The sequence below is a fragment of the Pseudomonas sp. Irchel 3H7 genome (genome assembly GCF_900187605.1).
In the GTDB taxonomy this organism is placed as follows: domain Bacteria; phylum Pseudomonadota; class Gammaproteobacteria; order Pseudomonadales; family Pseudomonadaceae; genus Aquipseudomonas.
Genome location: NZ_FYEA01000001.1, coordinates 667,685 through 693,642, shown reverse-complemented (window position 1 = coordinate 693,642; position 25,958 = coordinate 667,685). Strand labels below are relative to the sequence as shown.

Annotated in this window: 26 protein-coding genes and 1 other RNA gene; 9 read left to right on the top strand and 18 right to left on the bottom strand. The window is 59.7% G+C overall.

What is annotated here, in order from left to right; all coding sequences use genetic code 11:
- Positions 1 to 100: 100 nt before the first annotated feature.
- Positions 101 to 1,264, top strand: coding sequence for a putative zinc-binding metallopeptidase (locus CKW38_RS03260; RefSeq protein ID WP_095111808.1), 1,164 nt, complete (start codon positions 101 to 103; stop codon positions 1,262 to 1,264).
- Positions 1,265 to 1,398: 134 nt separating this feature from the next.
- Positions 1,399 to 1,495: signal recognition particle sRNA small type (gene ffs / locus CKW38_RS03255), an RNA gene on the top strand.
- 211 nt (positions 1,496 to 1,706) lie between these two features.
- Here ffs and CKW38_RS03250 read toward each other — a convergent pair.
- On the bottom strand, positions 1,707 to 2,456 hold the full coding sequence (locus CKW38_RS03250) for an ABC transporter substrate-binding protein (RefSeq protein WP_095111807.1): 750 nt from the start codon (positions 2,454 to 2,456) through the stop codon (positions 1,707 to 1,709).
- A 145-nt stretch (positions 2,457 to 2,601) separates the two neighbouring features.
- On the opposite strand from CKW38_RS03250, the gene dnaX reads away from it, so the two are divergent.
- The 5 genes from dnaX (at position 2,602) to CKW38_RS03220 (ending at position 8,368) form a co-directional block, all read left to right on the top strand.
- Positions 2,602 to 4,680, top strand: coding sequence for a DNA polymerase III subunit gamma/tau (dnaX, locus tag CKW38_RS03245; RefSeq protein ID WP_095111806.1), 2,079 nt, complete (start codon positions 2,602 to 2,604; stop codon positions 4,678 to 4,680).
- A gap of 66 nt (positions 4,681 to 4,746) precedes the next feature.
- Positions 4,747 to 5,085 (top strand): YbaB/EbfC family nucleoid-associated protein, encoded by a 339-nt coding sequence (locus CKW38_RS03240; RefSeq protein ID WP_095111805.1) that lies wholly within the window; start codon positions 4,747 to 4,749, stop codon positions 5,083 to 5,085.
- 276 nt (positions 5,086 to 5,361) lie between these two features.
- Positions 5,362 to 6,396 carry an NADP-dependent oxidoreductase gene (locus CKW38_RS03230; RefSeq protein ID WP_007918336.1) on the top strand — a complete coding sequence of 345 codons (1,035 nt, stop codon included), beginning with the start codon at positions 5,362 to 5,364 and terminating at the stop codon, positions 6,394 to 6,396.
- Positions 6,397 to 6,462: 66 nt separating this feature from the next.
- Complete coding sequence (gene recR / locus CKW38_RS03225; protein WP_007918335.1) at positions 6,463 to 7,065, top strand: recombination mediator RecR; 603 nt, start codon at positions 6,463 to 6,465, stop codon at positions 7,063 to 7,065.
- Positions 7,066 to 7,219: 154 nt separating this feature from the next.
- Complete coding sequence (locus CKW38_RS03220) at positions 7,220 to 8,368, top strand: acyl-CoA dehydrogenase family protein (protein ID WP_007918334.1); 1,149 nt, start codon at positions 7,220 to 7,222, stop codon at positions 8,366 to 8,368.
- Between the two features lie 90 nt (positions 8,369 to 8,458).
- Here CKW38_RS03220 and CKW38_RS03215 read toward each other — a convergent pair whose 3' ends face one another.
- The gene (locus tag CKW38_RS03215; protein WP_024012326.1) at positions 8,459 to 9,007 is read right to left on the bottom strand and encodes an adenine phosphoribosyltransferase; all 549 of its coding nucleotides are present in this window, start codon (positions 9,005 to 9,007) and stop codon (positions 8,459 to 8,461) included.
- 78 nt (positions 9,008 to 9,085) lie between these two features.
- Positions 9,086 to 9,820, bottom strand: coding sequence for a fumarate/nitrate reduction transcriptional regulator Fnr (gene fnr, locus CKW38_RS03210; RefSeq protein WP_007918332.1), 735 nt, complete (start codon positions 9,818 to 9,820; stop codon positions 9,086 to 9,088).
- Between the two features lie 154 nt (positions 9,821 to 9,974).
- On the opposite strand from fnr, the gene CKW38_RS03205 reads away from it, so the two are divergent.
- Positions 9,975 to 10,457 (top strand): hypothetical protein, encoded by a 483-nt coding sequence (locus CKW38_RS03205; protein ID WP_095111803.1) that lies wholly within the window; start codon positions 9,975 to 9,977, stop codon positions 10,455 to 10,457.
- Here CKW38_RS03205 and hemN read toward each other — a convergent pair.
- The 6 genes from hemN to ccoG form a co-directional block, all read right to left on the bottom strand.
- The gene (hemN, locus tag CKW38_RS03200) at positions 10,454 to 11,836 is read right to left on the bottom strand and encodes an oxygen-independent coproporphyrinogen III oxidase (protein WP_095111802.1); all 1,383 of its coding nucleotides are present in this window, start codon (positions 11,834 to 11,836) and stop codon (positions 10,454 to 10,456) included. The genes CKW38_RS03205 and hemN overlap by 4 nt on opposite strands.
- Positions 11,837 to 12,007: 171 nt before the next feature.
- Positions 12,008 to 12,691: a sulfite exporter TauE/SafE family protein gene (locus CKW38_RS03195; protein WP_016984739.1), complete on the bottom strand. Its 684-nt coding sequence runs from the start codon at positions 12,689 to 12,691 to the stop codon at positions 12,008 to 12,010.
- Positions 12,684 to 12,896: a cbb3-type cytochrome oxidase assembly protein CcoS gene (gene ccoS, locus CKW38_RS03190; RefSeq protein WP_007918328.1), complete on the bottom strand. Its 213-nt coding sequence runs from the start codon at positions 12,894 to 12,896 to the stop codon at positions 12,684 to 12,686. Before ccoS ends, CKW38_RS03195 begins: the two co-directional genes overlap by 8 nt.
- A gap of 24 nt (positions 12,897 to 12,920) precedes the next feature.
- Positions 12,921 to 15,371 (bottom strand): heavy metal translocating P-type ATPase, encoded by a 2,451-nt coding sequence (locus CKW38_RS03185; protein ID WP_095111801.1) that lies wholly within the window; start codon positions 15,369 to 15,371, stop codon positions 12,921 to 12,923.
- A gap of 365 nt (positions 15,372 to 15,736) precedes the next feature.
- Positions 15,737 to 16,276 carry a FixH family protein gene (locus CKW38_RS03175; protein ID WP_007917181.1) on the bottom strand — a complete coding sequence of 180 codons (540 nt, stop codon included), beginning with the start codon at positions 16,274 to 16,276 and terminating at the stop codon, positions 15,737 to 15,739.
- 11 nt (positions 16,277 to 16,287) lie between these two features.
- The gene (gene ccoG, locus CKW38_RS03170) at positions 16,288 to 17,703 is read right to left on the bottom strand and encodes a cytochrome c oxidase accessory protein CcoG (RefSeq protein ID WP_007917180.1); all 1,416 of its coding nucleotides are present in this window, start codon (positions 17,701 to 17,703) and stop codon (positions 16,288 to 16,290) included.
- A 541-nt stretch (positions 17,704 to 18,244) separates the two neighbouring features.
- On the opposite strand from ccoG, the gene CKW38_RS03165 reads away from it, so the two are divergent.
- On the top strand, positions 18,245 to 19,249 hold the full coding sequence (locus CKW38_RS03165; protein ID WP_007917177.1) for a metallophosphoesterase: 1,005 nt from the start codon (positions 18,245 to 18,247) through the stop codon (positions 19,247 to 19,249).
- 37 nt (positions 19,250 to 19,286) lie between these two features.
- On the opposite strand, the gene CKW38_RS03160 is transcribed toward CKW38_RS03165, so the two are convergent.
- From CKW38_RS03160 to ccoO (CKW38_RS03120), 9 genes are all read right to left on the bottom strand, one after another.
- On the bottom strand, positions 19,287 to 19,706 hold the full coding sequence (locus CKW38_RS03160) for a type II toxin-antitoxin system VapC family toxin (protein ID WP_007917175.1): 420 nt from the start codon (positions 19,704 to 19,706) through the stop codon (positions 19,287 to 19,289).
- The gene (locus CKW38_RS03155; protein ID WP_042705038.1) at positions 19,706 to 19,960 is read right to left on the bottom strand and encodes a type II toxin-antitoxin system Phd/YefM family antitoxin; all 255 of its coding nucleotides are present in this window, start codon (positions 19,958 to 19,960) and stop codon (positions 19,706 to 19,708) included. Before CKW38_RS03155 ends, CKW38_RS03160 begins: the two co-directional genes overlap by 1 nt.
- 530 nt (positions 19,961 to 20,490) lie before the next feature.
- Complete coding sequence (ccoP, locus tag CKW38_RS03150; RefSeq protein ID WP_007917163.1) at positions 20,491 to 21,474, bottom strand: cytochrome-c oxidase, cbb3-type subunit III; 984 nt, start codon at positions 21,472 to 21,474, stop codon at positions 20,491 to 20,493.
- The gene (locus CKW38_RS03145) at positions 21,471 to 21,656 is read right to left on the bottom strand and encodes a CcoQ/FixQ family Cbb3-type cytochrome c oxidase assembly chaperone (RefSeq protein ID WP_003175465.1); all 186 of its coding nucleotides are present in this window, start codon (positions 21,654 to 21,656) and stop codon (positions 21,471 to 21,473) included. The genes ccoP (CKW38_RS03150) and CKW38_RS03145 overlap by 4 nt, the downstream gene beginning before the upstream one ends.
- 5 nt (positions 21,657 to 21,661) lie before the next feature.
- On the bottom strand, positions 21,662 to 22,270 hold the full coding sequence (gene ccoO, locus CKW38_RS03140; RefSeq protein WP_007917161.1) for a cytochrome-c oxidase, cbb3-type subunit II: 609 nt from the start codon (positions 22,268 to 22,270) through the stop codon (positions 21,662 to 21,664).
- A complete protein-coding gene (gene ccoN, locus CKW38_RS03135) occupies positions 22,270 to 23,712 on the bottom strand; it encodes a cytochrome-c oxidase, cbb3-type subunit I (RefSeq protein ID WP_007917159.1) in 1,443 nt (480 codons plus the stop codon). Before ccoN ends, ccoO (CKW38_RS03140) begins: the two co-directional genes overlap by 1 nt.
- 482 nt (positions 23,713 to 24,194) lie before the next feature.
- Complete coding sequence (gene ccoP, locus CKW38_RS03130) at positions 24,195 to 25,148, bottom strand: cytochrome-c oxidase, cbb3-type subunit III (RefSeq protein ID WP_095111799.1); 954 nt, start codon at positions 25,146 to 25,148, stop codon at positions 24,195 to 24,197.
- Positions 25,145 to 25,342, bottom strand: a complete 198-nt coding sequence (locus CKW38_RS03125; RefSeq protein ID WP_095111798.1) for a CcoQ/FixQ family Cbb3-type cytochrome c oxidase assembly chaperone — start codon at positions 25,340 to 25,342, stop codon at positions 25,145 to 25,147. The genes ccoP (CKW38_RS03130) and CKW38_RS03125 overlap by 4 nt, the downstream gene beginning before the upstream one ends.
- A gap of 5 nt (positions 25,343 to 25,347) precedes the next feature.
- Positions 25,348 to 25,956 carry a cytochrome-c oxidase, cbb3-type subunit II gene (gene ccoO / locus CKW38_RS03120; RefSeq protein ID WP_003223389.1) on the bottom strand — a complete coding sequence of 203 codons (609 nt, stop codon included), beginning with the start codon at positions 25,954 to 25,956 and terminating at the stop codon, positions 25,348 to 25,350.
- Positions 25,957 to 25,958 lie beyond the last annotated feature (2 nt).

Sequence of the window (25,958 nt, the reverse complement as noted above, 5' to 3'; positions counted from 1 at the left end):
TGTGACGCAGAGCGTCACTGGATGCATTCCCACGCAGAGCGTTGGAACGATCATCGCGCGGGAATGATCTAGTCTTGGCAAGCCCCAGGGAGAGATCGCCATGCACCGCTTTTTCGAGCAGCTCAGTTCCCGCATCATCGCGCCGTTCATGGGCGAATCCTCACGCAACAGCAAAGTCTGGCCGTGCCGCTGCGGCCAGTCGCTGTTCTTTCGCAACAGCCAGTGCCTGGCGTGTAATGCCTTGCTCGGTTATCAACCCGAAGAAAGCCGCCTGACCTCGCTGCAACCGGGGCCCTACGAGGGCACCTGGACGCTCGACGCCGATCCCGACTCGGGATTGTTCCGCCGCTGCGCCAACCTCGACACAGCCGCCGCGTGCAACTGGCTGCTGCCAGCCAACGACCACGACAGCCTGTGCATCGCTTGCAGCCTCAACCGCACCATCCCCGACCTGTCCGACCCGGACAACCCTGAGCGCTGGCGCAAAGTCGAAATCGCCAAACGGCGTCTCGTCGCGCAACTGATTACCCTCGGCTTGCAGGTCATCCCGAAAACCGTGGATGAAGACACAGGGCTGGCCTTCGATTTCATCGGCGTCGACCTTGAAGGCAACGCGCCGATGACCGGCCACGCCAACGGCCTGATCACCCTCGACATCAAAGAAGCCGACGACGCCCACCGCGAGCAGGTGAGGGCGGCGATGCACGAACCCTATCGCACACTGCTCGGGCATTTTCGTCATGAGGTCGGGCATTACTACTGGGATCGCCTGATCGCCAACGGCCCGTGGCTCGGCTCATTCCGCAACCTGTTCGGCGACGAGCGCGCCAGTTACGCCGAGGCGCTCGATCGTCACTATCAGCAAGGCGCGCCACTCGACTGGCCGCAGCACTACGTCAGCGCCTACGCAACGATGCATCCGTGGGAAGACTGGGCGGAAACCTGGGCGCATTACCTGCACATGATGGACGCCGTGGACACCGCGCTGGGTTTTGGTATGAGCGCGCGGGAAATGGATTTTGATTACCAGCCGTTTCCCACCAGCACGCTGTACGACCCGGAGCATCCCGGCGGCGAGGCGTTTCTGTCGTTCGTCAACGCGTGGATCGAACTGGCCGGCATGCTCAATGAGCTGTCACGCAGCATGGGCCAACCGGATTTCTACCCGTTCGTGCTACCGGCGCCAGCGATTGCCAAGCTGCACTTCATTCATCTGGTGATCCAGCAGGCGGGCGGCAGGGCGGATGAAGTTCTGGCCCTGTAGGCGCTGCCGCTGGCTGCGATCTTTATGTCCTTGAACCCGTTCATATTTTTAATCTGCAACCAACGGTTGTAACTTCGTCTCAGATAGGTACAATGGCGCGGCTCGCCGACAGGCAAGCGTCGTTATGGTGACCCCATCGGTCCCCCCGCAACGATTACCCGTGAACCTGGTCAGAGCCGGAAGGCAGCAGCCACAGCGGGAACATTGTGTGCCGGGGTGTGGCTGGTGGGGTTACCACCTTAACGAACAATCGAACGCTTCAACCAGAACTGCATGGGTTTCGCCCACTGCGGTTTTTTTGTGCCTGCGATTTGCCAAATCGACACATATTCCCCCTGTTGAAGATGACCCTGTGGGAGCTGGCTTGCCAGCGATAGCGGTGTGTCAGGTTCATCTATTTGACTGAAAATCCGCAATCGCTGGCAAGCCAGCTCCCACAAGGTTATGGGGTGTTGTCGGAGTGGCCGGTATAGAGCCGGATAATCTCATCAATCTCCCCCGACATTTTCATCCGCAGCAACGTGCGCAATATCCGTTGCACCGGCACCTTCGGGTCATTCCTCACATAGCAACCGACCTTCTGCTCCTGCAACACGGCGACACCTTGCAGTTGTTGCGCGGGCATCAACCGCTGATTAAACCAGTCCAGCGTCCACTGATTACTCACCGCATAGCGATAACGCCCGGCCAGCAGCTTCTCCAGCACCTGCTCTTGGTTGCGCGCATCTTCACGCTGAAGTTGGTCAGCGTCGAACAGCGGTTGCAGGGTAGGGTAGGTATAACCAAGCACGGTGCCGATGGACTGGCGGGGCAGGCGGGCGGGATCGGCGCTGGCCGGTTGATCCTTGCGGCTGATCAATAGATCACGCTGAAACAGCAGCGGGATGCTCCAGATGTAATCCCCCGACTGATTCGGCAGCCACGACTGTGCGGCATAGCAGCGCACGTCGATCTCGCCATGCTCCATGGCGGTCTGCACGCGGGCGCGGGGCAGGACGTGAAACTCGGCCGGTACGCCGACCTGCGTGGCCAGGCTGAGCATCAGGTCGTAAAGGATGCCCTGGGTCGGGCGGCCGCGTTCGTATTGCACCATCGGCATCGCCCAGCTGTCGGGCATGGCGAAGCGCAACGGGGTTTCCGCTGCCGTTACGCTCAGGCTGATTCCCAGCAGTGCCCCCAAGGCCCAACGCATAAACGCTCCGGTAATTCCCGATCCCGAGCCGATAAAAGCCTCTGCTGATGCAGCTTAGCCACATTAGACGAGGACACCGGATGCAATTTTGCCCTTGCTCCGCTAGCATTAGCCGCTTCAGCTTCCTTCGTTGCGACGGTTTTCGATGAGTTATCAGGTTCTTGCACGTAAATGGCGTCCGCGCTCGTTCCGCGAAATGGTCGGCCAGACCCATGTGCTCAAGGCTCTGATCAATGCCTTGGACAGCCAGCGGCTGCACCACGCGTACCTGTTCACCGGTACGCGCGGGGTGGGTAAAACCACGATTGCGCGGATCATTGCCAAATGCCTGAACTGTGAGACAGGTATCACTTCCAGCCCGTGCGGCGAGTGCTCGGTGTGCCGTGAAATCGACGAGGGTCGTTTCGTCGACCTGATCGAGATCGACGCCGCGAGCCGCACCAAGGTCGAAGACACCCGTGAACTGCTCGACAACGTGCAGTACGCGCCGAGCCGTGGGCGCTTCAAGGTCTACCTGATCGACGAAGTGCACATGCTTTCCAGCCATTCCTTCAATGCGCTGCTGAAAACCCTCGAAGAGCCGCCGCCGTACGTCAAGTTCATCCTCGCGACCACTGACCCGCAGAAACTTCCGGCAACGATTTTGTCGCGCTGCCTGCAGTTCTCGCTGAAGAACATGACACCGGAGCGTGTGGTCGAGCATTTGACCCACGTTCTCACTGCCGAAAACGTGCCGTTCGAGGACGATGCATTGTGGCTGCTCGGTCGCGCCGCTGACGGTTCGATGCGTGACGCCATGAGCCTGACCGATCAGGCCATCGCCTTCGGTGAAGGCAAGGTTCTCGCTACCGACGTGCGGGCGATGCTCGGCACGCTGGATCACGGTCAGGTCTATGACGTCCTGCATTCGTTGATCGAAGGCGACGCCAAGGCGTTGCTTGAAGCCGTGCGTCATCTGGCCGAGCAAGGCCCGGACTGGAACGGCGTGCTCTCGGAAATTCTCAACGTGCTGCACCGTGTGGCCATCGCTCAGGCGCTGCCGGAAGGCGTCGACAACGGGCACGGTGACCGCGATCGCGTATTGGCATTGGCGCAGGCCTTGCCAGCAGAAGATGTGCAGTTCTATTACCAGATGGGCCTGATCGGTCGTCGCGATTTACCGCTGGCGCCGGATCCTCGTGGCGGTTTCGAAATGGTCTTGCTGCGGATGCTCGCCTTCCGGCCCGCCGACACCGCGGACGCCCCGAGGCAACCGCTAAAGCCAGTGGGGATCAGCCAGGCCACAGTTGATTCCGCAAACTCAGTGGCTGCCGCGCCTAAACCTGCGCCGGTAGTCGCTGCGGCGGTTGTGCCAGCGCCTGCTGCAGCACCTGCACCGGCTCCCGAGCCTGCGCCGGTTGCTGCCGTTGCTGAGCCGGAACCTGAACCCGCGCCGGTCGTCGCCGAAGCTGTCGTCGACCTGCCGTGGAATGACCCGGTTGAACCCGAGCCAGAGCCCGAACCAGCGCAGCAACCCGCCGTCGAACCGGTGCTGGAAACCGCCGCCGAGCAGCCCGAGTTGCCGCCGATGCCGCTGCCGACCCCGGACAGCGTCGTCCCGGAGGCGCCTGAGTGGGCCGCTGCGCCGATCCCCGAGCCGTCAGTCGCCGACGTCGATGCCGCTACCCCGGGCATGGACATGGACGATGAGCCGCCGCTGGATGAGGATTACATCGAGCCGGACATCGATTCGGCGTACAGCTATCTCGACGAACTGGCCAGTGAGCATGCCGCCGAGCCTGCCCCGGAACCCGAGCCAGAGCCTGCTGCCGCGCCGGCCACCGGTCTGGCGTTGCAATGGCTGGAGCTGTTTCCGAAACTGCCGATTTCCGGCATGACCGGCAGCATTGCCGCCAACTGCACGCTGATCGCGGTCGATGGCGATCATTGGCTGATGCACCTTGACCCGGCGCACAGCGCACTGTTCAACGCCACGCAGCAGCGGCGTCTGAACGATGCGTTGAACCAGTTCCACGGTCGCACGCTGAGCCTGACCATCGAGCTGATCAAGCCCGAGCAGGAAACCCCGGCCCAGGCCGCGTCCCGTCGCCGTGCCAACCGTCAGCGCGAAGCGGAGGAATCGATTCACGGCGATCCGTTCATCCAGCAGATGGTTCAGCAGTTCGGCGCGGTGGTGCGACACGATACTATTGAACCTGTCGACGCCTTGGTCGCCCAAGGCTAATAACTGAGGGTGCTCGGCCGCGCTGGCCGGGCGCTGTTTTGATCCAAGTACTTTGAGGTGATTCCCATGATGAAAGGTGGCATGGCCGGCCTGATGAAGCAGGCGCAGCAGATGCAGGAAAAAATGGCCAAGATGCAGGAAGAACTGGCCAACGCCGAAGTCACCGGTACGGCCGGCGGCGATATGGTCACCGTGGTGATGACCGGTCGTCACGACGTCAAAAGCGTGAGCATCGACCCAAGCCTGGTCGAAGGCATGAGCGAAGATGACAAAGAAATGCTGGAAGCGGTCATTGCCTCCGCCGTCAACGACGCTGTGCGCAAGATCGAAAAAAACAGCCAGGATAAAATGGGCAACATGACCGCCGGCATGAACCTGCCAGCCGGTATGAAACTGCCATTCTGATTCGCCAATCGGCGGCAGATGAGCTACACAAAATGCCAGGCCTTGCGCCTGGCATTTTTGTTTCTGACTGATCGTTCCCACGCTCTGCGTGGGAATGCAGCCCGGGACGCTCCGCGTCCCAAGTACAGAGCCGAACGCGGAGCGTCCGTTGAGGCATTCCCACGCGGAGCATGGGAACGATCAATCCCGGCCATCTGAATAAACATCGAACGCGCAAAAGCCTCAACGGTCTGCTCCCTATACCCGCTGAATTCACCATTCACAGGAGACGCTGACATGTCCGACCCTCTTACTCTCAACCAACGCTTCGTCCTCGCCTCACGCCCGGTCGGTGCGCCGACCCCGGAAAACTTCCGTCTCGAACGCGAAGCGCTGCCCGATCTTGCGGACGGTGAGGTGCTGCTGAAAACCCTCTATCTGTCCCTCGACCCCTACATGCGCGGACGCATGAGTGACGCGCCGTCCTACGCTGCCCCGGTACAAATCGGCGAAGTGATGACCGGCGGCGCGGTCAGCCGTGTCGAGGATTCGCGTCATCCGAAATTCCATAAAGGCGATCTGGTGGTTGGCGCCACCGGTTGGCAGAGCCACAGCATCAGCGACGGCCGTAACATCATTCCGATCCCGGCCGGGCTGCCGAGCCCGTCGATGGCGCTGGGTGTGCTGGGTATGCCGGGGATGACCGCGTACATGGGCTTGATGGACATCGGTCAACCCAAAGAGGGCGAAACGCTAGTCGTCGCTGCGGCATCCGGCGCGGTCGGCTCGGTGGTCGGACAAGTGGCGAAGATCAAAGGCCTGCGCACGGTCGGTGTGGCCGGCGGAGCCGAGAAGTGCAAATACGTGGTCGAGGAGCTGGGTTTCGATGCCTGCATCGATCACAAGGCTACCGACTTTGCCGAGCAATTGGCCAAGGCCTGTCCTGATGGCATCGACATCTATTACGAGAACGTCGGCGGTCATGTGTTCGATGCCGTGGTGCCGTTGCTCAACCCCAAGGCGCGCATTCCGCTGTGCGGCCTGATCGCCGGTTACAACGCTTCCGAAGCGCCGCAAGGCCCGGATCGTCTGCCGATGCTGCAACGCACGCTGCTGACCAAGCGCGTGCGCATTCAGGGCTTTATCGTGTTCGACGACTACGGTGATCGTCAGCCGGAATTCATCAGCCATATGGTGCCGTGGGTGCGCGACGGCAAGGTGAAATTCCGCGAAGACGTGGTGGAAGGTCTGGAGCAGGCACCCGAGGCGTTTATCGGCCTGCTGGAGGGGCGCAACTTCGGCAAACTGGTGGTGAAGGTTGCCCAGGACTGAGTATTTGACGCTGGCCGGAGGCGCGGGTATAAACCGCGTCTCGTTGTTTTGTCGGACTTTTTACCCATGAGCTTCAGCCCTTTGATTCGCCAACTGATCGACGCCTTGCGCACTTTGCCGGGCGTGGGTCAGAAAACCGCCCAGCGCATGGCGTTGCAGATGCTCGAGCGTGACCGCAGCGGCGGCTTGCGTCTGGCCCAGGCCCTCAGCCAGGCCATGGAAGGGGTCGGCCACTGCCGCCAGTGCCGCACGCTGACCGAAGACGATCTGTGCCCGCAATGTGCCGACACCCGCCGTGACGACACGCTGTTGTGTGTGGTGGAAGGGCCGATGGACGTGTATGCGGTCGAGCAGACCGGCTTCCGTGGCCGCTACTTTGTGCTCAAGGGGCATTTGTCGCCGCTTGATGGCCTGGGACCTGAGGCGATCGGCATTCCGCAGTTGATGACGCGAATCGAAGAGGCGGGAACGTTTACCGAAGTCATCCTCGCAACTAACCCGACCGTGGAAGGTGAGGCGACGGCGCATTACATCGCCCAGCTGCTGAGCAACAAAGGCCTGATCGCTTCGCGGATCGCTCACGGCGTGCCGTTGGGCGGGGAGCTGGAACTGGTCGATGGCGGCACGCTGGCGCATTCGTTTGCCGGGCGGAAACCGATTTCCCTCTAATAAAAATCAAAAGATCGCAGCCTTTGGCAGCTCCTACCTTGGAACGCGTTTCCCTGTAGGAGCTGCCGACGGCTGCGATCTTTTGATCTTCTGTACCTTGTAAACCAAGCAAGCGCTCGGTTAAGTTCGGCGGACCCTTCCGTGGAGCTCGCCCATGCCTGCCTTTCAGGAATACTTCGACCCCAGCCACCAATTGGTTCGCGACAGCGTCAGACGTTTCGTCGAACGCGAGATCCTGCCGGACATCGATCAATGGGAAGAAGCCGAAAGTTTCCCCCGCGAGCTGTACTTGAAGGCTGGTGCGGCGGGCATTCTCGGCATCGGCTATCCCGAAGCTCTCGGAGGCAGTCATGAAGGCGATCTGTTCGCCAAGGTTGCCGCCAGTGAGGAATTGATGCGCTGTGGCTCTGGCGGCCTGGTAGCGGGGCTGGGATCGCTGGATATCGGTCTGCCACCGATCGTCAAATGGGCGCGCCCCGAAGTGCGTGAGCGCGTTGTGCCGCAAGTGCTCAGCGGCGAAAGGATCAGCGCCCTGGCGGTCACCGAACCCGGCGGCGGCTCCGACGTCGCCAACCTGCAAACCCGCGCCGTGCGCGACGGCGATGTCTATCGCGTCAGCGGCAGTAAAACCTTTATCACCAGTGGCGTACGCGCTGATTTCTACACCGTCGCGGTGCGTACCGGTGCGCCGGGGTTTGGCGGTATCAGTCTGTTGTTGATCGAAAAGGGCACGCCGGGCTTCACCGTCGGCCGTCAGTTGAAAAAAATGGGCTGGTGGGCGTCGGACACTGCCGAATTGTTCTTCGACGACTGCCATGTACCTGTGGGCAATCTGATCGGCGCCGAGAACATGGGCTTCGCCTGCATCATGGGCAACTTTCAGAGCGAACGGCTGGCGTTGGCGCTGATGGCCAACATGACTTCACAGTTAGCGTTGGAAGAGAGCCTGCAATGGGCACGCGAGCGCGAAGCGTTTGGCAAGCCGATCGGCAAGTTTCAGGTGATCAAACATCGCTTGGCGGAGATGGCCACGGCGCTGGAGGTGTCGCGGGAGTTCACTTACCGGCAAGCGGCGAAGATGGCGGCGGGGCAGAGCGTGATCAAGGAAATTTCCATGGCGAAGAACTTTGCCACGGACACCTCGGACCGGATTACCACGGAGGCGGTGCAGATTCTCGGTGGGCTGGGCTATATGCGCGAGAGTCTGGTGGAGCGGTTGTATCGGGATAACCGCATTCTGTCGATTGGCGGCGGCACGCGAGAGGTGATGAACGAGATCATCAGCAAGCAGATGGGGCTTTAAAGGCAAAAGATCGCAGCCTTCGGCAGCTCCTACAGGGAAACGCACATTCCAATGTAGGAGCTGCCGAAGGCTGCGATCTTTTGATCTTGATTATTTATCGGTCAACGCAAACTGCGTCAGGCAGAAGGTAGGGATACCCATGTCCTGCAGGCGCTGCGAACCTTGCAACTCCGGCAAATCAATAATCGCCGCCGCTTCATGCACCCGCGCGCCCATGCGGCGAATCAGGTTGGCCGCCGCAATCAGCGTGCCGCCAGTGGCAATCAAATCATCGAACATCACCACCGAATCGCCTTCACACAGGCTGTCGGCGTGCACTTCGAGGAACGCTTCGCCGTATTCGGTTGCGTAACCTTCCGCCAACACATCAGCTGGCAATTTACCTTGCTTGCGGAACAGCACCAGCGGCTTGTTCAACTGATAGGCCAATACCGAACCGATCAGAAAACCGCGGGCATCCATCGCACCGATGTGGGTGAAGTCGGCTTCGACGTAGCGGTGGGCGAAGCTGTCCATCACCAGGCGCAGGGCCGTTGGCGACTGGAACAGCGGGGTGATGTCGCGAAAGATCACGCCCGGTTTCGGGAAGTCGATCACAGGGCGGATAAGCGATTTGATGTCGAAGGAGTCGAAGACCATCGTCGAGGTGTCCTGGCAGGGCTGCAAACGGCGCAGTATACCCGCGGCTGAAACGCTTCGCTCAACCGCGGATCGAGATCAGCCTTCGATCGAGCCACCGGCCAGCGCGCAGAGCTGGATCGGGTCGAGGATATGAATCTCCTTGCCCTCGGCGGCGATCAGTTCGTTCTGCTGGAAACGGGTGAAGACGCGGGACACGGTTTCTACCGCCAGACCGAGGTAGTTACCGATTTCATTGCGCGACATGCTCAGGCGGAACTGGTTGGCGGAAAAACCGCGAGCGCGGAAGCGAGCCGACAGGTTGACCAGGAACGTGGCGATGCGCTCGTCGGCGGTTTTCTTCGACAGCAGCAACATCATTTGCTGGTCATCGCGGATTTCCCGGCTCATCACGCGCATCAACTGGCGGCGCAGCTGCGGCAGTTGCAGGGCCAACTCGTCAAGGCGTTCAAACGGGATTTCGCAGACCGAGGTGGTTTCCAGCGCTTGGGCGGAGACCGGATGCTTCTCGGTGTCCATGCCGGACAGGCCGACCAGTTCGCTCGGCAGGTGGAAACCGGTGAGCTGTTCTTCGCCGCTGTCGCTCAGGCTGAAGGTCTTCAGGGCGCCGGAGCGTACTGCATAAACGGAATCGAACGTGTCGCCCTGGCGGAACAGGAACTCGCCCTTTTTCAGCGGGCGGCCGCGTTTAACGATTTCGTCCAGCGCATCCATGTCTTCCAGATTCAGAGAAAGTGGCAGGCAGAGAGGGGCCAGGCTGCAATCCTTGCAATGGGCCTGGTTGTGAGCGCGCAGTTTAACTGGCTCGGACATTTCTTAAATCCTTGTGGGAAAACACACATAAGCCGTAAGGGTAACTCACGGGAGGACATTCAGGCCAGTCTGGGGCGACTTTGCCCTACAGGCGTAAAGCCACAGGGCCAGCAGCCGATAAACAGGTATCAAAGTGCATACAAGGAACGAATCGATGGCCGTCATTGGCACGCTGGGCCCCGGTAACAGCGACGTTGCGGCAGTGCCGGAAACGTTTAAAGCGGCGTCAGGCAATGCACGCGACCCGGGTTCGTCCGGAGAGGCAACCCCGACCTTGGTCGAGGGCGTCAAAGTGTCGCTGTCCGGTGCATCGATTGAAAAGGCTGCCAGTACTGGTGGCGAAAACAGCGACATCGAAGACAGCGGCTTGCCGGAGAACATCCAGCAATTGCTGAAAATGATCCGCAAATTGCAAAAGCAGATTGCCGAGAAAAAGGCGCTCATCGAAGCGGTCATGGCCGACAAGCGCCTTTCCAACGAAGAAAAGATCATCAAGGTGGCCGCTCTGCGCGGCGCCATCGCCGCGTTGAATACGGGTCTGATCACCGCCAACCTGGCCTTGTCCAAAGTGGTGGGGCAGTCGGGCCTGACGGCGGATCAGAATATGAAAGTCGGTTCGTTGCTGACGAAAAACTAGATCACCCGCGAAAACCGCTGGCGGTTTTGCTGTTCCAGATACGCATCGAACACCATGCACACTGAGCGCACCAGCAGGCGCCCCGCCGGCAACACGGCGATCCGCTCGCGATCCAGCTCAATCAGGCCATCGCTGGCCATGCCTTGCAGCTGCGGCCACAGTGCACCGAAGTAACCCTGAAAATCGATGTTGAACTGCTGCTCGATCTCGGCGAATTCCAGACTGAAATTGCAGATCAGTTGCTGGATCACCGCACGCCGCAGACGATCATCGGCGTTGCAAACCAAGCCCCTGCTGGTTGCCAGTTGCGCAGCGGCGAGGGTGTTCTGGTACTCGTTGAGGTCGCTGCTGTTCTGGCAGTACAGGTCGCCGATCTGGCTGATGGCCGACACCCCCAGACCAATCAAATCGCAATGACCGTGGGTGGTGTATCCCTGGAAGTTGCGTTGCAGAGTCTGCTCTTCCTGAGCAATCGCCAGTTCATCGTCAGGCAGCGCGAAGTGATCCATGCCGATGTAGCGATAGCCGGCGGCGGTCAGTTGTTCGATGGTGCGCTCGAGCATTTCCAGCTTCTGCGCCGGCGCCGGCAACTCATTGCCATTGATCCGCCGCTGCGGCATGAAGCGCTCCGGCAGGTGTGCATAGTTGAACACCGAGAGTCGGTCCGGTTGCAGGCTGATGACCTCTTCAACGGTGCGGGCGAAGTTTTCCGGGGTCTGCTTGGGCAAGCCGTAAATCAAGTCGATATTGATCGAGCGAAATTGCAGGGTGCGCGCCGCATCGATCACTGCGCGGGTTTCTTCCAGACTTTGCAGGCGATTGACCGCGCGCTGCACCGCCGGATCGAGGTCTTGCAGGCCGATGCTGACTCGGTTGAAGCCGAGTTCGCGCAGCAGGCCCATGGTCGACCAGTCGGCTTCGCGCGGATCGATCTCGATACCGTAGTCGCCGGAGTCGTCGTCCAGCAGATTGAAGTGCTTGCGCAGGTGCGCCATCAACTGGCGCAGTTCGTCATGGCTGAGGAAGGTCGGGGTGCCGCCGCCAAAGTGCAATTGCTCGACTTTCTGGGCCGGGTCGAGATGGCAGGCGATCAACTGGATTTCCTGCTCCAGCCGCTGCAGGTAGGGCAGCGCGCGGCCGCGATCCTTGGTGATGACCTTGTTGCACGCGCAGTAGTAGCAAATGTTCGCGCAGAACGGCACATGCACGTACAGCGACAAGGGGCGCAGAGCCTTGCGGCTGTCGCGCAGGGCATGGAACAAGTCGAACGTGCCGACCTGACTGTGAAATTGCACGGCGGTCGGATACGAGGTGTAGCGCGGCCCCGCCAGGTCGTAGCGGCGGATCAGATCAGAGTCCCAACGAATGGCGTCGAGCATGCGGGCATTCCCCCGGATAGGCTGGCAGTGTGAGCGAGTCTATCGGGGGGCGGCGATGGGGCTCTTGATTTGCATCAACAGCATAAGATCAAAAGATCGCAGCCTTCGGCAGCTCCTACAGGGAAACGCATTCCAAAGGTAGGAGCTGCCGAAGGCTGCGATCTTCTGATCTTAATGGCCCATGAGCCAATGCTGATGAGGGCCGGGCAATGTCCAGATACCAAACAGAATCACCAGCAATCCACCGGCCATGCGCACGCTGCGTTTGCGCAAAATGGCCGTGACGCGTTCTGCCGCAAGGCCCGTGGCGAGCAAAACCGGCCAGGTGCCGAGGCCAAACGCAAGCATCAGCAACGCACTGTCCAGCGCATTGCCCTGACTCGCCGACCACAGCAATGTGCTGTAAACCAGCCCACACGGCAGCCAGCCCCACAACGCGCCAAGCAATAGCGCGCGAGGCAGACTCGACACTGGCAGCAAGCGATTGGCGACCGGCTGAATGTAGCGCCACAGACCGCGCCCCAAACTTTCAATGCGCGTCAGCCCGCTCCACCAGCCGGCCAGATACAAACCCATGGCAATCAACAACAACCCGGCCAGCACACGCATGAACAGCGCCGCCGGACTGTTCGCCACCGCCCACCCGGCCAAGCCGATCAGCAGGCCCGCCGTGGCATAACTGAGAATTCGCCCAAGGTTGTACGCCAGCAGCAAACGAAAGCGGCGGCTGCGCTGTTCCTTGGGAATCGCCAGGGTCAGCGCGCCCATCAAACCGCCGCACATGCCCAAACAATGACCGCCACCGAGCAGGCCGAGGATCAATGCCGAGACCAGCAAGGGCGCCAGTTCAAGCATGGGGTGGGGCCTTGTCGTCGGGTTTGTTGGAATTGGCTTCGTCCACGGCGGCGGTGTGGTTCGGATCCTGATCATCGAAGAGGATGCTGTGCGCCGGGCCGTCGAGGTCGTCGTACTGACCGCTGTCCACCGCCCAGAAAAAGATGTACACGGCGATGGCCACGATCAGCAGCGCGGCCGGAATCATCACGTAAAGAGCTGGCATCTGTACTCCAGGCGCCCGCGCGGCTCAGGCCGGCAGCGGGCGGGTGTGCGATCGGGTGCTGGCGGGCGGCGGACTCGGCAAGCGAGTCAGGCGCAGCGCGTTGAGCACCACGGTCAACGAACTGATCGACATGCCGACGGCGGCCCACACCGGAGTGATCCAGCCGAGGGCGGCGAACGGCAACATGAGGCCATTGTACAGCGCCGCCCACAGCAGGTTCTCGATGATTACCCGACGGGTGCGGCGCGCGAGGGTGAACGCCTGCACCAAGGCGTCGAGGCGGTTGGACAGCAGCACCGCATCAGCACTGGTTTTCGCCAGATCGGTGGCCGAACCCATGGCGACACTGATGTCGGCCGCCGCGAGCACCGGTACATCATTGACGCCGTCGCCAAGCATCAGCACTTTGCGACCTTCCTTGTGCAGTTGCTGCAGGACTTGCAGTTTGTCGTCCGGGCGCAAGCCGCCACGGGCTTCGTCGATACCGAGTTCAGCGGCAACGCTGGCAACCATCGGCGAGCTGTCGCCGGACAACAGCAATGTGCGCCAGCCGCGTGCCTTGCAGGCGGCGAGCAGGGCAGGGGCATCGTCGCGCAGGCGATCATCGAGGACGAACCAGGCCAGTGGCCCCTGAGTGTCGGCAAGCAGCAGCCATTGGCCGGCCTCGTTCGGCATCGACGGTGTTGCAGTGCCGCTGAGGGCGCAGACAAACTCCGCCTGGCCGATGCGCAAACGCTGCCCACCCACCAGACCTTCGAGGCCAAGCCCCGGCGTGCTGTGGACGTCTTCGGCGGCCAGCGGCGCACGGCCGAAAGCGCGGGCGATCGGGTGCTCCGAACGGTTTTCCAAAGCGGCGGCGAGGCTCAGACATTGATCACTGTCGAGCGCCGCAAGTGGGCGAATCGAACGCAGCACCAGTCGCCCTTCGGTGAGGGTGCCGGTTTTGTCGAAGATCACTGTGTCGATCTGATTCAGGCCTTCCAGCACATGGCCGCGAGTCAGCAGCAACCCAAGTTTGTGCAAGGTACCGGTGGCGGCCGTGAGCGCGGTCGGCGTCGCTAGCGACAGGGCGCACGGGCAGGTGGCGACGAGCATGGCCAGGACAATCCAGAACGCCCGAGATGAATCCAGCTCCCACCAGAGCAGGCCAATGGCGGCTGCGGCGATCAGTGATAGCAGCAGGAACCATTGCGCGGCGCGGTCGGCGATTTCCGCCAGTCGCGGTTTCTCTGCCTGGGCGCGGTCGAGCAGACGGACAATGGCCGACAGGCGCGTGTCTTGGCCCAGCGCCTGCACTTCCACGGTCAGCGCGCCCTCGACGTTGAGCGTGCCAGCGGTGACTACATCGCCGAGCACGCGCGGTTGTGGCAGGTATTCGCCGGTCAGCAGTGATTCGTCGATGCTCGACTGGCCGTCGATGATCTTGCCGTCCGCCGGCAGGATCGAACCCGCCTGCACCAGAATCCGGTCGCCGAGGCGTAGCTCGTTGAGCAGGATACGTTCGCTCTGACCGGCGGCATCCAGACGCAGGCACGAAGCCGGCAATAGATTCACAAGCTGCGCCGTCGCGGCGGCAGTGCGCTCGCGGGCACGACGTTCCAGATAGCGCCCGGCAAGCAGGAACAGCGCAAACATCCCGACCGCGTCGAAATACAACTCGCCGACGCCGGTGATCGACGTCCAGATCCCGGCAATGTAGGCGCTACCGATCGCCAGCGACACCGAAACATCCATGGTCAGGTGGCGCGTGCGCAGGTCGCGCATTGCGCCTTTGAAGAACGGCGCGCAGCTGTAGAACACAATCGGCGTGGTCAGGAACAGTGCGACCCAGCGCAGGATTGTGTGCAGCTCGGGGCTGAGGTCGATATTGAACTCCGGCCAGGTGGCCATGGTTGCCATCATCGCCTGAAACCACAGCAAACCGGCCACGCCGAGCTGGCGCAGGGCGAGGCGGTTTTCGCTGGCCAGTTGTTCGCTGGCGCGATCGGCCTGATACGGGTGGGCGGCGTAGCCGATGTGGCGCAGTTCGGCGAGGATCTGGCTCAGTGGCAGTTGAGCGTCGGCCCAGCGCACGTGCAGGCGATGGTTGGACAGGTTCAGTCGCGCCTCGGCCACCGCTGGCAACGTGCGCAGGTGCTTTTCGATCAGCCAGCCGCAGGCGGCGCAACTGATGCCTTCCATCAACAGGGTGGTTTCGGCCAGCTCGCCTTCGTGGCGCACGAAGGGTTGCTGCACATCGGCGCGGTCGTACAGCGCGAGTTCGTCGGTCAGTTGCACCGGCAGCGCTTCGGGGTTGGCCGAGGCTTCGCTGCGGTGTTGGTAATAGCTTTCCAGACCACCGGCGACGATCGCTTCAGCCACGGCCTGACAACCCGGGCAGCAGAATTCGCGGGATTGCCCGAGTACAACAGCGGTGAAGCGGCTGCCGGACGGAACGGGCAGGGCGCAGTGGTAGCAGGGGAGTGGGGTGGTCATGGCATCGTTGAGGGGTTAAGCCCTTGCATTAGGGTTGTCCGCTTGCCCTCACCCCAGCCCTCTCCCGGAGGGAGAGGGAGCCGATCAGTGTGAGCCTGGATTTTCACTGTCATACACAAAACGTGCAAACGCTCGAGATCAGTTCCCTCTCCCGGAGGGAGAAGGAGCCGATCGGTGTGAGCCTGGATTTTCACTGTCATACACAAAACGTGCAAACGCTCAAGATCAGTTCCCTCTCCTGGAGGGAGAAGGAGCCGATCGGTGTGAGCCTGGATTTTCACTGTCATACACTAAACGTGCAAACGCTCAAGATCAGTTCCCTCTCCTGGGGGAGAGGGCTAGGGTGAGGGGGCTTTTGAAGTTGTTTACTTCTTCAAGTCTTCGGCACCTTGCAGCGGCTCATCACCGAGCAACAGATCCTTGTCATGGCTCACCAGCTCTTCCTCGAACATGCGCCACACGTGATCATCCTGACTGCCGAGCAATTCGACAAACCGGCGACCTTCGACCTTGTCACCCAATTGACCGATGTAACGCCCGGTTTCAGTTTCGCTGCGGGTCAACACGATCTTGCGATCTTTCTCCGGCTGCGTCGGCGAAATCAGGTTCAACTCCAGTGTTTTCGGCTGACTGTCACCGCTCAAGCGCAAATCGACTTCACCGGTCACGCCATCCAGATGCACCGCCGCACGCATCTTCAGAGTCTGCGCCAACAGTTCACGGTCCAGCGAACGGTTGATGCCTTTGCCGGCCTCGTAATAGTTATCGTTGACGAGGTTGTCCGGGTTGTTCACCGCGATGGTCACCATGGACAGGGTCAGGGTCACCGAACAGGCCAGAATCCCGATGATGATCCATGGCCAAAGGTGCTTGTACCAGGGACTTGCGGCGTTTGCTGCGGGCATGTTCAGTTCTCTCAACGGATTTGTGGGCCGATGAATCGGCTCTTGGCTTCAACGTGGACGCTGTCGTCATCGGCATCCTTGAGGAGGAATTTCACCTCGTTGGTGCTTGACGGCAGTTGTTCCGGTGCGCTCGACAACTCGACCGGCATGCTGACGATATCGCCGGCCGCGACCTTGATCTCGCGCTTGCCTTGCAAGCGCAGATCCGGCAAACCGCTGGCTTCCAGCACGTAGGTGTGGTCGCGCTGATCCTTGTTCATGATCTTCAGGCTGTAGACGTTTTCGATCCGGCCTTCGGCGTTCTCGCGGTACAGCACGCGGTCCTTGCTGACGTCAAAACCGACCAGCGAACGCATGAAGAACGCGGTGACCAACAGGCTGATCATCGCCAGCAGCACCACGGCGTAGCCGATCAGGCGTGGCCGCAGTTTATGGGTTTTCTGCCCGGACAGGTTGTGTTCGGTGGTGTAGCTGATCAACCCACGCGGGTAGTCCATTTTGTCCATGATGCTGTCGCAGGCATCGATACACGCGGCGCAGCCGATGCACTCGATTTGCAGACCATCGCGGATGTCGATACCGGTCGGGCAGACCTGCACACACATGGTGCAGTCGATGCAGTCACCGAGGCCTTGGGCCTTGTAATCGATGCCTTTCTTGCGCGGGCCACGGCTTTCGCCGCGACGCGGGTCGTACGAAACAATCAGCGTGTCCTTGTCGAACATCACGCTCTGGAAACGCGCATACGGACACATGTAGATGCACACCTGCTCGCGCAACCAGCCGGCGTTGCCGTAGGTGGCGAGGGTGAAGAAACCGACCCAGAAATACGACCAGCCATCAGCCTGGCCGGTGAAGAACTCGAAGACCAGTTCGCGGATTGGCGAGAAGTAGCCGACGAAGGTCATGCCGGTGACAAAACCGATCAGCAGCCACATCGAGTGTTTCGCGGCTTTGCGCAGCAACTTGTTGGCGCTCATCGGCGCCTTGTCGAGCTTGATGCGCTGGTTGCGGTCGCCTTCGGTGACCTTCTCGCACCACATGAAAATCCACGTCCACACGCTTTGTGGACAGGTGTAACCGCACCAGACGCGCCCGGCATACACGGTGATGAAGAACAGACCGAACGCGGCAATGATCAACAGGCCTGAGAGCAGGATGAAGTCCTGCGGCCAGAAGGTGGCGCCAAAAATGAAGAACTTGCGCTCCGGCAGATTCCACCACACGGCCTGATGGCCGCCCCAGTTCAGCCAAACCGTGCCGAAATACAGCAGGAACAACGCGGCGCCGCCCATCATCCGCAGATTGCGGAACAGGCCGGTGAAGGCACGGGTGTAGATTTTTTCTCTGGAGGCGTAAAGGTCAACGCTGTTGTTCGCGTTTTTGCTTGGTGGTGTGACGTCGTGTACCGGAATCTGATTGCTCATCATTGCATCCCACGGCAGTGGAAAAATGCCTCGGTCGATACGTGCCAACCAAGGTCAAAAAGGGGTGTTGCAGTGGCGCAATGATACGCCGGTCGCTCTGGGTCAAGGGTGCGACCTTTGGTCGCGTTGGGTAAAAAGCCTGAATGGTGTAGCGAATGCAGTAAAGCCTGATGCAGGTCAATTGACTTGTTGAGTATGGACGGTTTTGGCGCAGCGGCTAATCCATTGTTGTTCAGGGCGGATCAGTTCGATGCGATTGCCACTGCAAGCCGTGAAAAAACCGGACCGACTTGAGGGCGGCGAGCATGGACGATGTCATCTTCAGGTTATCAATTGCACAAGATTCCGAATGAATAGTTAAAGGCGCAACGTTGAACATTGCTTTTTGCATCAGGCATTGTTGTAAGTTTTTTTGTGTCGGAAACATATCTACTTGATTGTTGTGGCTTGGTGCTTTGAGGTTTTCTGTTTTTTCTAATAAGTTCTGTTGTCGCGAAAACGTGTTCGCGTGTATTTGATTAATTTAAATGGAATTATAAGTATGGCTTTCAATAAGTTTACAAGCATAGTGCTGGGGGTTTGTTTATGGGCTTCGGTCGTCTCCGCTCAGGCTGTGACTGGAACCCCGAAACACATGGTGTTTGCCTCGGATACTCAATATCCCTGGACCGACAAGACAGATAACCGTGATCCCGAATCCGACTCGGAATTCGAAGTTCGCTCCAAGTGGCTGGTCGACAGTCAGCTTGCGAGTATTGCTGATTTCAGAAATCAGCATGGTTCGCAAGCCCAGGTGCCACTGATGATCAATGGTGATATAACCGCTTTCGGTCATGGCTGGCAGCGGTCTTTTATGAAAGATATGTTGAACAAGTACTTTAAGGGTGAGTACTTGTATGGCTTGGGTAATCACGATTATGAAAACAATGTTGATGATTGTTTTAGCAATAGCTGTGCGGCGGGAAGTATCGTCGAATTCAAGGAGCATCATGAAGGCAAGGTGGACAGCTTTGATCTGAATATCACCAGTGGATTTCTCGGCAAGACGTATTCCGGCAGTCTTGCCTACTCTAAAAATATCGGCGAAGTTCATATGGTTCAGCTCAATAACGAGCCGACTTACACCACACGGATCGCTCATCCACTGAACCCGACGACGTTTGAAATCAACCATGCACTGGACTGGCTCGAGAAGGACCTGAGACTGGCCCGAGCCTCGGGGTACGCGATCATCATCAATATGCACAAGCCGCTGGACCACAAAGGGACCCAGGCCCAGCAGAAACGCTTTCACGACATGGTCAACAAATATCAAGTGACGGCGATCTTTGCTGGCCATTTGCATAAGGATGGCGGTGATGCCTATTGGGAGGGGAGCGTGCCCATGTACCTGAGCGGCAGTACGTCTCAGCAAACCTATCTGATTGCCAGTTTTACCGAGGACCGCAAGCAGTTGCAGGTCTATCTGGTGAGGAACAATCAGTGGCGCAATCGAAAGCTGATCGATACCACGGCGGTGCATTCAATCTTTGCCAACCGTCCATGATCAAAGCCCCGCCAGTGATCTGGCGGGGCTTTCGGATTCAGGGATTGGCAGAGGTCCATGGATTGATCAGATGCACGCCGCTGAGTTGAAAATCGGCAACATTACGGGTGACCAACGTCAGCCCATGTACAAGCGCGGTGGCGGCGATCAAGGCGTCGCATTCATTGCTGCGATCAGGCACATGCAACTGTGCGCATCGGGTAGCGACGGCGCTATCGACCGAGAGGATTCTTCCCGAAAATGCGGGTTTGACGTGACGCTCGAGCCAGTGACGCAGCCTTGCTCCTTGTGGCGGGTCACGGCGTTCGATGCGCAGAATGCCGGTTTCCAGTTCCAGCACGGTAATTGCCGATAGATACAGGCTGGCCGGGGCGACGCTGTTTGCCCATGTCACCACGTGCTGGTCGGCTTGGGGTTTTCGCAGCTCGGAAACGACATTGGTATCGAGTAGGAACATCAGGACAGATCCACGCTACGAGGAGTGATGACGGCGCGCTCGGTTTCGAATTCGATGTCAGACGCATTCGGCATGACCAGCAGATCGACGATGCTCGCCTGGCTACCGGTCAGCTTCTGGTACTCCTCAATGCTCAGCAGTACATGGGCAGGCTTGCCACGATCGGTAATGATGACCGGACCCTGATGCGCGGCTTTTTTCGCAGCGCTGGTGTCCTGATTGAATTCGCGGCTGGAAATGGTCGTGATGGCCATCATTTTTGGCCTCCAGTGATTCGGGTGTAGAAACGTTACTACCTTGAAGTTTGCGCTGCAATCGAAAAGGCGGGTTGCGGACGATCGGTTTATCACTGTCATAACGGCACCGGCGAAAGCGCCCCTGCCAGAAGGCAGAGGCGCTGGGTATTGGGCAAATTTTCGCTGTGTTTTGCTGCTCCGCGTCAGGGCAATCGCCCGCCGCCGAGACCGTCCAGACCGCCCCCGTTACCTGGATGGTCCATGGTGTCTGGCGATGTTGAGCGTGCGGGCGCAGCAGGCGTTTTTACCGGTGTTGCGTGATGATCAGGGCAGGGCTGCAAACGTTTTGGCAATGTGTTTTCGTCATTTTTTGACATGTAGGCTTCATCCTTGAAGGTTGACCCGATGCTGCTCATCGGGGTGATAAAAACCTACAGGGCACCTTTCCTCAGGTCTATTGAGCAAACGTTTCAAGTCATGAATGCCAGCATGAAAAAAGGCCCCGCCAATCAAGATTGGCGGGGCCTTTTCTGTTTCAAGCGATGGCCTTACTCGGCGTTCGCTTCCGGTGCTTTTTCACCGTGGGACAGGCTGTAAACATACGCCGCCAGCAGGTGCACCTTATCGTTGCCTTGCAGTTGTTCCTGCGCAGGCATCTGACCCTGACGGCCGTAACGAATGGTCTGCTGCAGTTGCGCGAAGCTCGAACCGTAGATGAACGCACCCGGGTGGGTCAGGTCAGGCGCGCCCATGGCGGGAGTGCCTTTGCCGGCCGGACCGTGGCAGGCCACGCAGTTGGCGGCGAACAGTTTGCCGCCATTGGCCGGATCAGCCTTGGTGCCTTCCGGCAGTTTGCGCCCATCCAGATTGGTCACGACAAACGCTGCCACGTCGGCAACGCCTTGCTCACCAATGACTTCCGCCCAGGCCGGCATCACCGCGTGACGACCGCCCATGATGGTGGTCTTGATGGTTTCCGGCTCGCCGCCCCAGCGCCAGTCGGCGTCGGTCAGGTTAGGAAAACCGTAGGCACCCTTGGCGTCGGAACCGTGGCACACCGAGCAGTTGGAGGCGAACAGACGGCCGCCCATCTTCAGTGCTTGCGGATCCTTGGCGACTTCTTCGATTGGCATGGCAGCGAATTTGGCGAAGATCGGACCGAACTTGGCGTCCGAGCGAGCCATTTCCTTTTCCCACTCGTGCACGCCGGTCCAGCCGGTCTGGCCGTTGGCGAACGCAGTCTGCTTGTCGTTATCGAGGTAGTTATAGCCCGGCAGCAGGCCTTTCCAGTTGCCCAAACCCGGGTACAGCACCAGGTAACCCAGGGCAAAAATGATGGTGCCGACAAACAGCATGAACCACCATTTCGGCAGTGGGTTGTCGTACTCCTCGATTCCGTCGAAGGAATGCCCGACCGTCTCGTCCGTCTGCTCGCTGCGCTGGCCCTTGCGGGTCGACAGCAGCAGCCAGGTCAGGGCGAAGATCGTACCGAGACTGAGGACTGTGACGTACAGACTCCAGAATGTAGTCATTCTTTGTTACTCCTAGAAGCTTGCTCGACGTGCTTGATGGCTTCGGGATCATCCGCGAAAGGCAGCAAGGTCGCGTCTTCAAACTCCGACTTGCGCTTGGGGCTGAACACCCACAGCGCCAGACCGATGAAGGCCACCATCACAACAACGGTGCCCAGGCCACGAATCATCCCGATATCCATCTGATTCACCGTTTGCTTTTGATGATGGTGCCCAGGCCTTGCAGATAGGCCACCAGCGCGTCCATTTCGGTTTTGCCCTTCACGGCATCCTGTGCACCGGCGATGTCTTCGTCGGTGTAAGGGACGCCGAGGGTGCGCAAAACCTCCATTTTCTTGGCGGTTTCCTTGCCGTCGAGCTTGTTTTCCACGAGGAACGGGTAAGCCGGCATTTTCGACTCAGGCACCACGTTGCGCGGGTTGTACAAGTGCGCACGTTGCCAGTCATCGGAGTAACGACCACCGACGCGAGCCAGATCCGGACCGGTACGTTTGGAACCCCACAGGAACGGGTGATCCCAGACGCTTTCACCGGCGACCGAGTAGTGGCCATAGCGTTCGGTTTCGGCGCGGAACGGACGGATCATCTGCGAGTGGCAGCCGACACAACCGTTGGCGATGTAAACGTCGCGGCCTTCCAGTTCCAGCGCCGAACGCGGCTTCATGCCTTCGACCGGCTTGTTGGTGACGTCCTGGAAAAACAGCGGAACGATTTGGGTCAGGCCGCCAACGCTGACGGCGATGACCATGAAGAAGGCCAGCAGGCCAATATTCTTCTCGACAGCTTCATGCTTCATCAGTGAGCTCCAACGACAGCGATCTGGGCAGCGGCTTCGGCTTCAGCCGGGTTCGAGGCGCGCACGGTGCGCCAGACGTTGTAAGCCATCAGGAACATGCCGCTGGCGAAGAATGCACCGCCCAGCGCACGGACGATGTAGCCCGGGTGGCTGGCTTGCAGCGCTTCAACGAACGAGTAGGTGAGGGTGCCGTCGTCGTTGATTGCACGCCACATCAGGCCCTGAGTGATGCCGTTGACCCACATCGACGCGATGTACAGCACGGTGCCGATGGTCGCGAGCCAAAAGTGCGCGTTGATCAGGCCGACACTGTGCATCTGCGCACGGCCGAACAGACGCGGGATCATGTGGTAGATCGCGCCGATCGAGATCATCGCCACCCAGCCCAGAGCGCCGGCGTGTACGTGGCCGATGGTCCAGTCGGTGTAGTGCGAGAGCGAGTTGACGGTCTTGATCGCCATCATCGGACCTTCGAAGGTCGACATGCCGTAGAACGCCAGCGAGACCACAAGGAAGCGCAGGATCGGGTCGGTGCGCAGCTTATGCCAGGCGCCCGACAGGGTCATCATGCCGTTGATCATGCCGCCCCAGCTTGGCGCCAGGAGGATGATCGACATCGCCATGCCCAGCGATTGTGCCCAATCCGGCAGGGCGGTGTAGTGCAAGTGGTGCGGGCCGGCCCAGATGTACAGGGTGATCAGTGCCCAGAAGTGCACAATCGACAAGCGATAGGAGTAGATCGGACGTTCGGCCTGTTTCGGCACGAAGTAGTACATCATCCCGAGGAAACCGGTGGTGAGGAAGAAGCCTACGGCGTTGTGGCCGTACCACCACTGGATCATCGCATCGGTCGCGCCCGAGTAGGCGGAGTAGGACTTGAACAGGTTCACCGGTAGCGACATGTGGTTGACGATGTGCAGCATCGCCGTGACCACGATGAACGCACCGTAGAACCAGTTACCCACGTAGATGTGTTTGGTTTTGCGCTTGGTAATGGTGCCGAAGAACACCAGACCGTAGGTGACCCAGACAATGGCCAGCAAAATGGCGATCGGCCATTCCAGTTCCGCGTATTCCTTGGTGGTGGTGTAACCCAGCGGCAAGGTAATGATCGCGCCGACGATTACCGCTTGCCAGCCCCAGAAGGTGAAGGCGGCGAGGCTGTCGGAAATCAGTCGCGTCTGGCAGGTTCGCTGCACGACATAGTAGGAAGTGGCAAACAGTGCACAACCACCGAAGGCGAAAATCACCAGGTTTGTGTGCAACGGGCGCAGGCGTCCAAAGCTCGTCCACGGCAGACCGAAGTTCAACTCCGGCCAAACCAGTTGCGAGGCGATGAAGACACCGAGCCCCATGCCAAGGATCCCCCAGACCACCGTCATGATGGCGAACTGGCGGACTACCTTATAGTTATAAGCAGTCGGACTGATTGCTGTGCTCATTCTAAGGTTCCACGGTTTGGGTGTTTTATTAGGATTAAAATCGGCCGCAAGTATGCAGAGAGCAGGGGGTCATTGCAACGCGCCATGACCTGGGTCAATGCTTTCCAACGCTGATTCTGCGGCCTTTCCATGCGCCGCGTAAGGACAAAATCAGCCTCGGACAAAATGTCGCAGCGGACGAAAAAAGCGAGGGGTTCAGGTCGCTTGTAACGGGGTGTGTTCAAACGCTCGGTTCGGGTGACGGACGGTGAATGGCACGACAGCCGGTATCTACCGGCGTTTGCGGCCACATCAGTCAGCCGGTTCGCGGAACACAGCAGTCAGCGTTGACCTGGAACCGGCACAAGCCAGTCCGCATCGAGCAAGCGTAGACCCGAATCAGAGGAACCGAAAGGAGAGGGTGTGAAGGGGTGCGACAATGCGTCGCAAAGGGGCTGGATGCTGCCGCACCGAGAATGGTGCGGCAGAGGTGTACGCAATGATTACTTCTTGTTGTCTTCAGTAATCATTTTTTCTGTATTCAATCCGTGCGACAGGCTGTACACATAAGCGGCCAGTAATTGCACTTTATCGTTACCCAGCAGTTCGTTCTGCGCCGGCATATGACCCTGACGACCATGGCGAATGGTCTGCTCGAGTTGGGTCAGGCTGGTGCCGTAGATAAACCCGGCCGGGTGCGTCAGATTCGGCGCACCCATGGCTTCAGTGCCGTGGCCGGTTGCCCCATGACAGGCTACGCAAGTGGTGCTGAACGCTTGCTGTCCGGCTTGCAGGTCGGCCTTGCTGTCGGCGGGCAATGGCAGACCGGCCAGCTCGTGACGCACATAAGCGGCCACGTTCTTCACCCCGGCCTCGCCGAGCACTTCGCCCCAGGCCGGCATCGCCGCCATCCGGCCACCCATGATGGTGGTCTTGATGGTCTCGGCTTCGCCACCCCAGCGCCAGTTGCTGTCGGCGAGGTTAGGGAAACCGAACGCACCTTTGGCGTCGGAGCCGTGGCATACCGAGCAGTTGGAGGCGAACAAGCGGCCACCCATTTTCAGCGCCTGTGGATCCTTCGCCACTTCTTCCACCGGCATGGCGGCAAACTTGGCGAAGATCGGCCCGAACTTGGCATCGGCTTTGTTCATCTCCTTTTCCCACTCGTGCACGCCGGTCCAGCCATCCTCGTAACCCGGCAGGATGCCTTTCCAGTTGCCCAGACCCGGATAGAGGATCAGATAGCCCACGGAAAACACCAGCGTGCCGGCGAATAGCATGAACCACCACTGCGGCAGCGGGTTGTCGTATTCCTCGATGCCGTCGAAGCTGTGGCCCATGGTCTGGTCGACGCTGCCTTTGGTCTCGCCCCGGCGGGTGCCGATCAGCAGCCACGTCAGGCCGATCAGGCTGCCGATGGTCAGTACGCAGATCCACGTACTCCAGAAGGTGGTCATGGCCGGGTACTCCTTGTTTCAGATGCTTGGTTTTGTTCGGGCTGTGGCTCGTCGGCAAACGGCAGCAGACGTGCTTCGGCGAACTCCGGGGTGCGCTTGCGGTTGAATACCCACAAGGTCAAGCCGACGAACGCTACAAACACGACAACGGTGCCTAAACCACGGATCAGCCCTGCGCTCATTTCAAAGACCATCGTGCTCACCTCTTGCTCTTGATCGCAGTGCCGAGCACTTGCAGGTAGGAGACGAGGGCGTCCATTTCGGTCTTGCCCTTGAGGCTGGCCACCGCGCCGCTGATGTCGTCGTCGGTGTACGGCACGCCGAGGGTGCGCATGGTCTTGAGCTTGGTTTCGGTGTGGCTGCTGTCGACCGCCTGCGTGACCAGCCATGGGTAGGCCGGCATTTTCGATTCCGGTACGACGTTGCGCGGGTTGTACAAGTGCGCGCGGTGCCAGTCATCCGAGTAACGCGCGCCGACCCGGGCGAGGTCCGGACCGGTACGTTTCGAGCCCCACAGGAACGGGTGATCCCAAACGCTTTCGCCCGCAACCGAGTAGTGCCCGTAGCGCTCGGTTTCGGCGCGGAACGGGCGGATCATCTGCGAGTGGCAACCGACGCAGCCTTCGCGGATGTAGATGTCGCGGCCTTCCAGTTGCAGCGCGGTGTAGGGCTTCATGCCTTCCACCGGTTTGTTGGTAACGTCCTGGAAGAACAGCGGGACGATCTGGGTCAGGCCGCCGATGCTCACGGCGAACACCATGAGCAACATCAACAGGCCGACGTTCTTTTCAATCGTTTCGTGTTTCATGG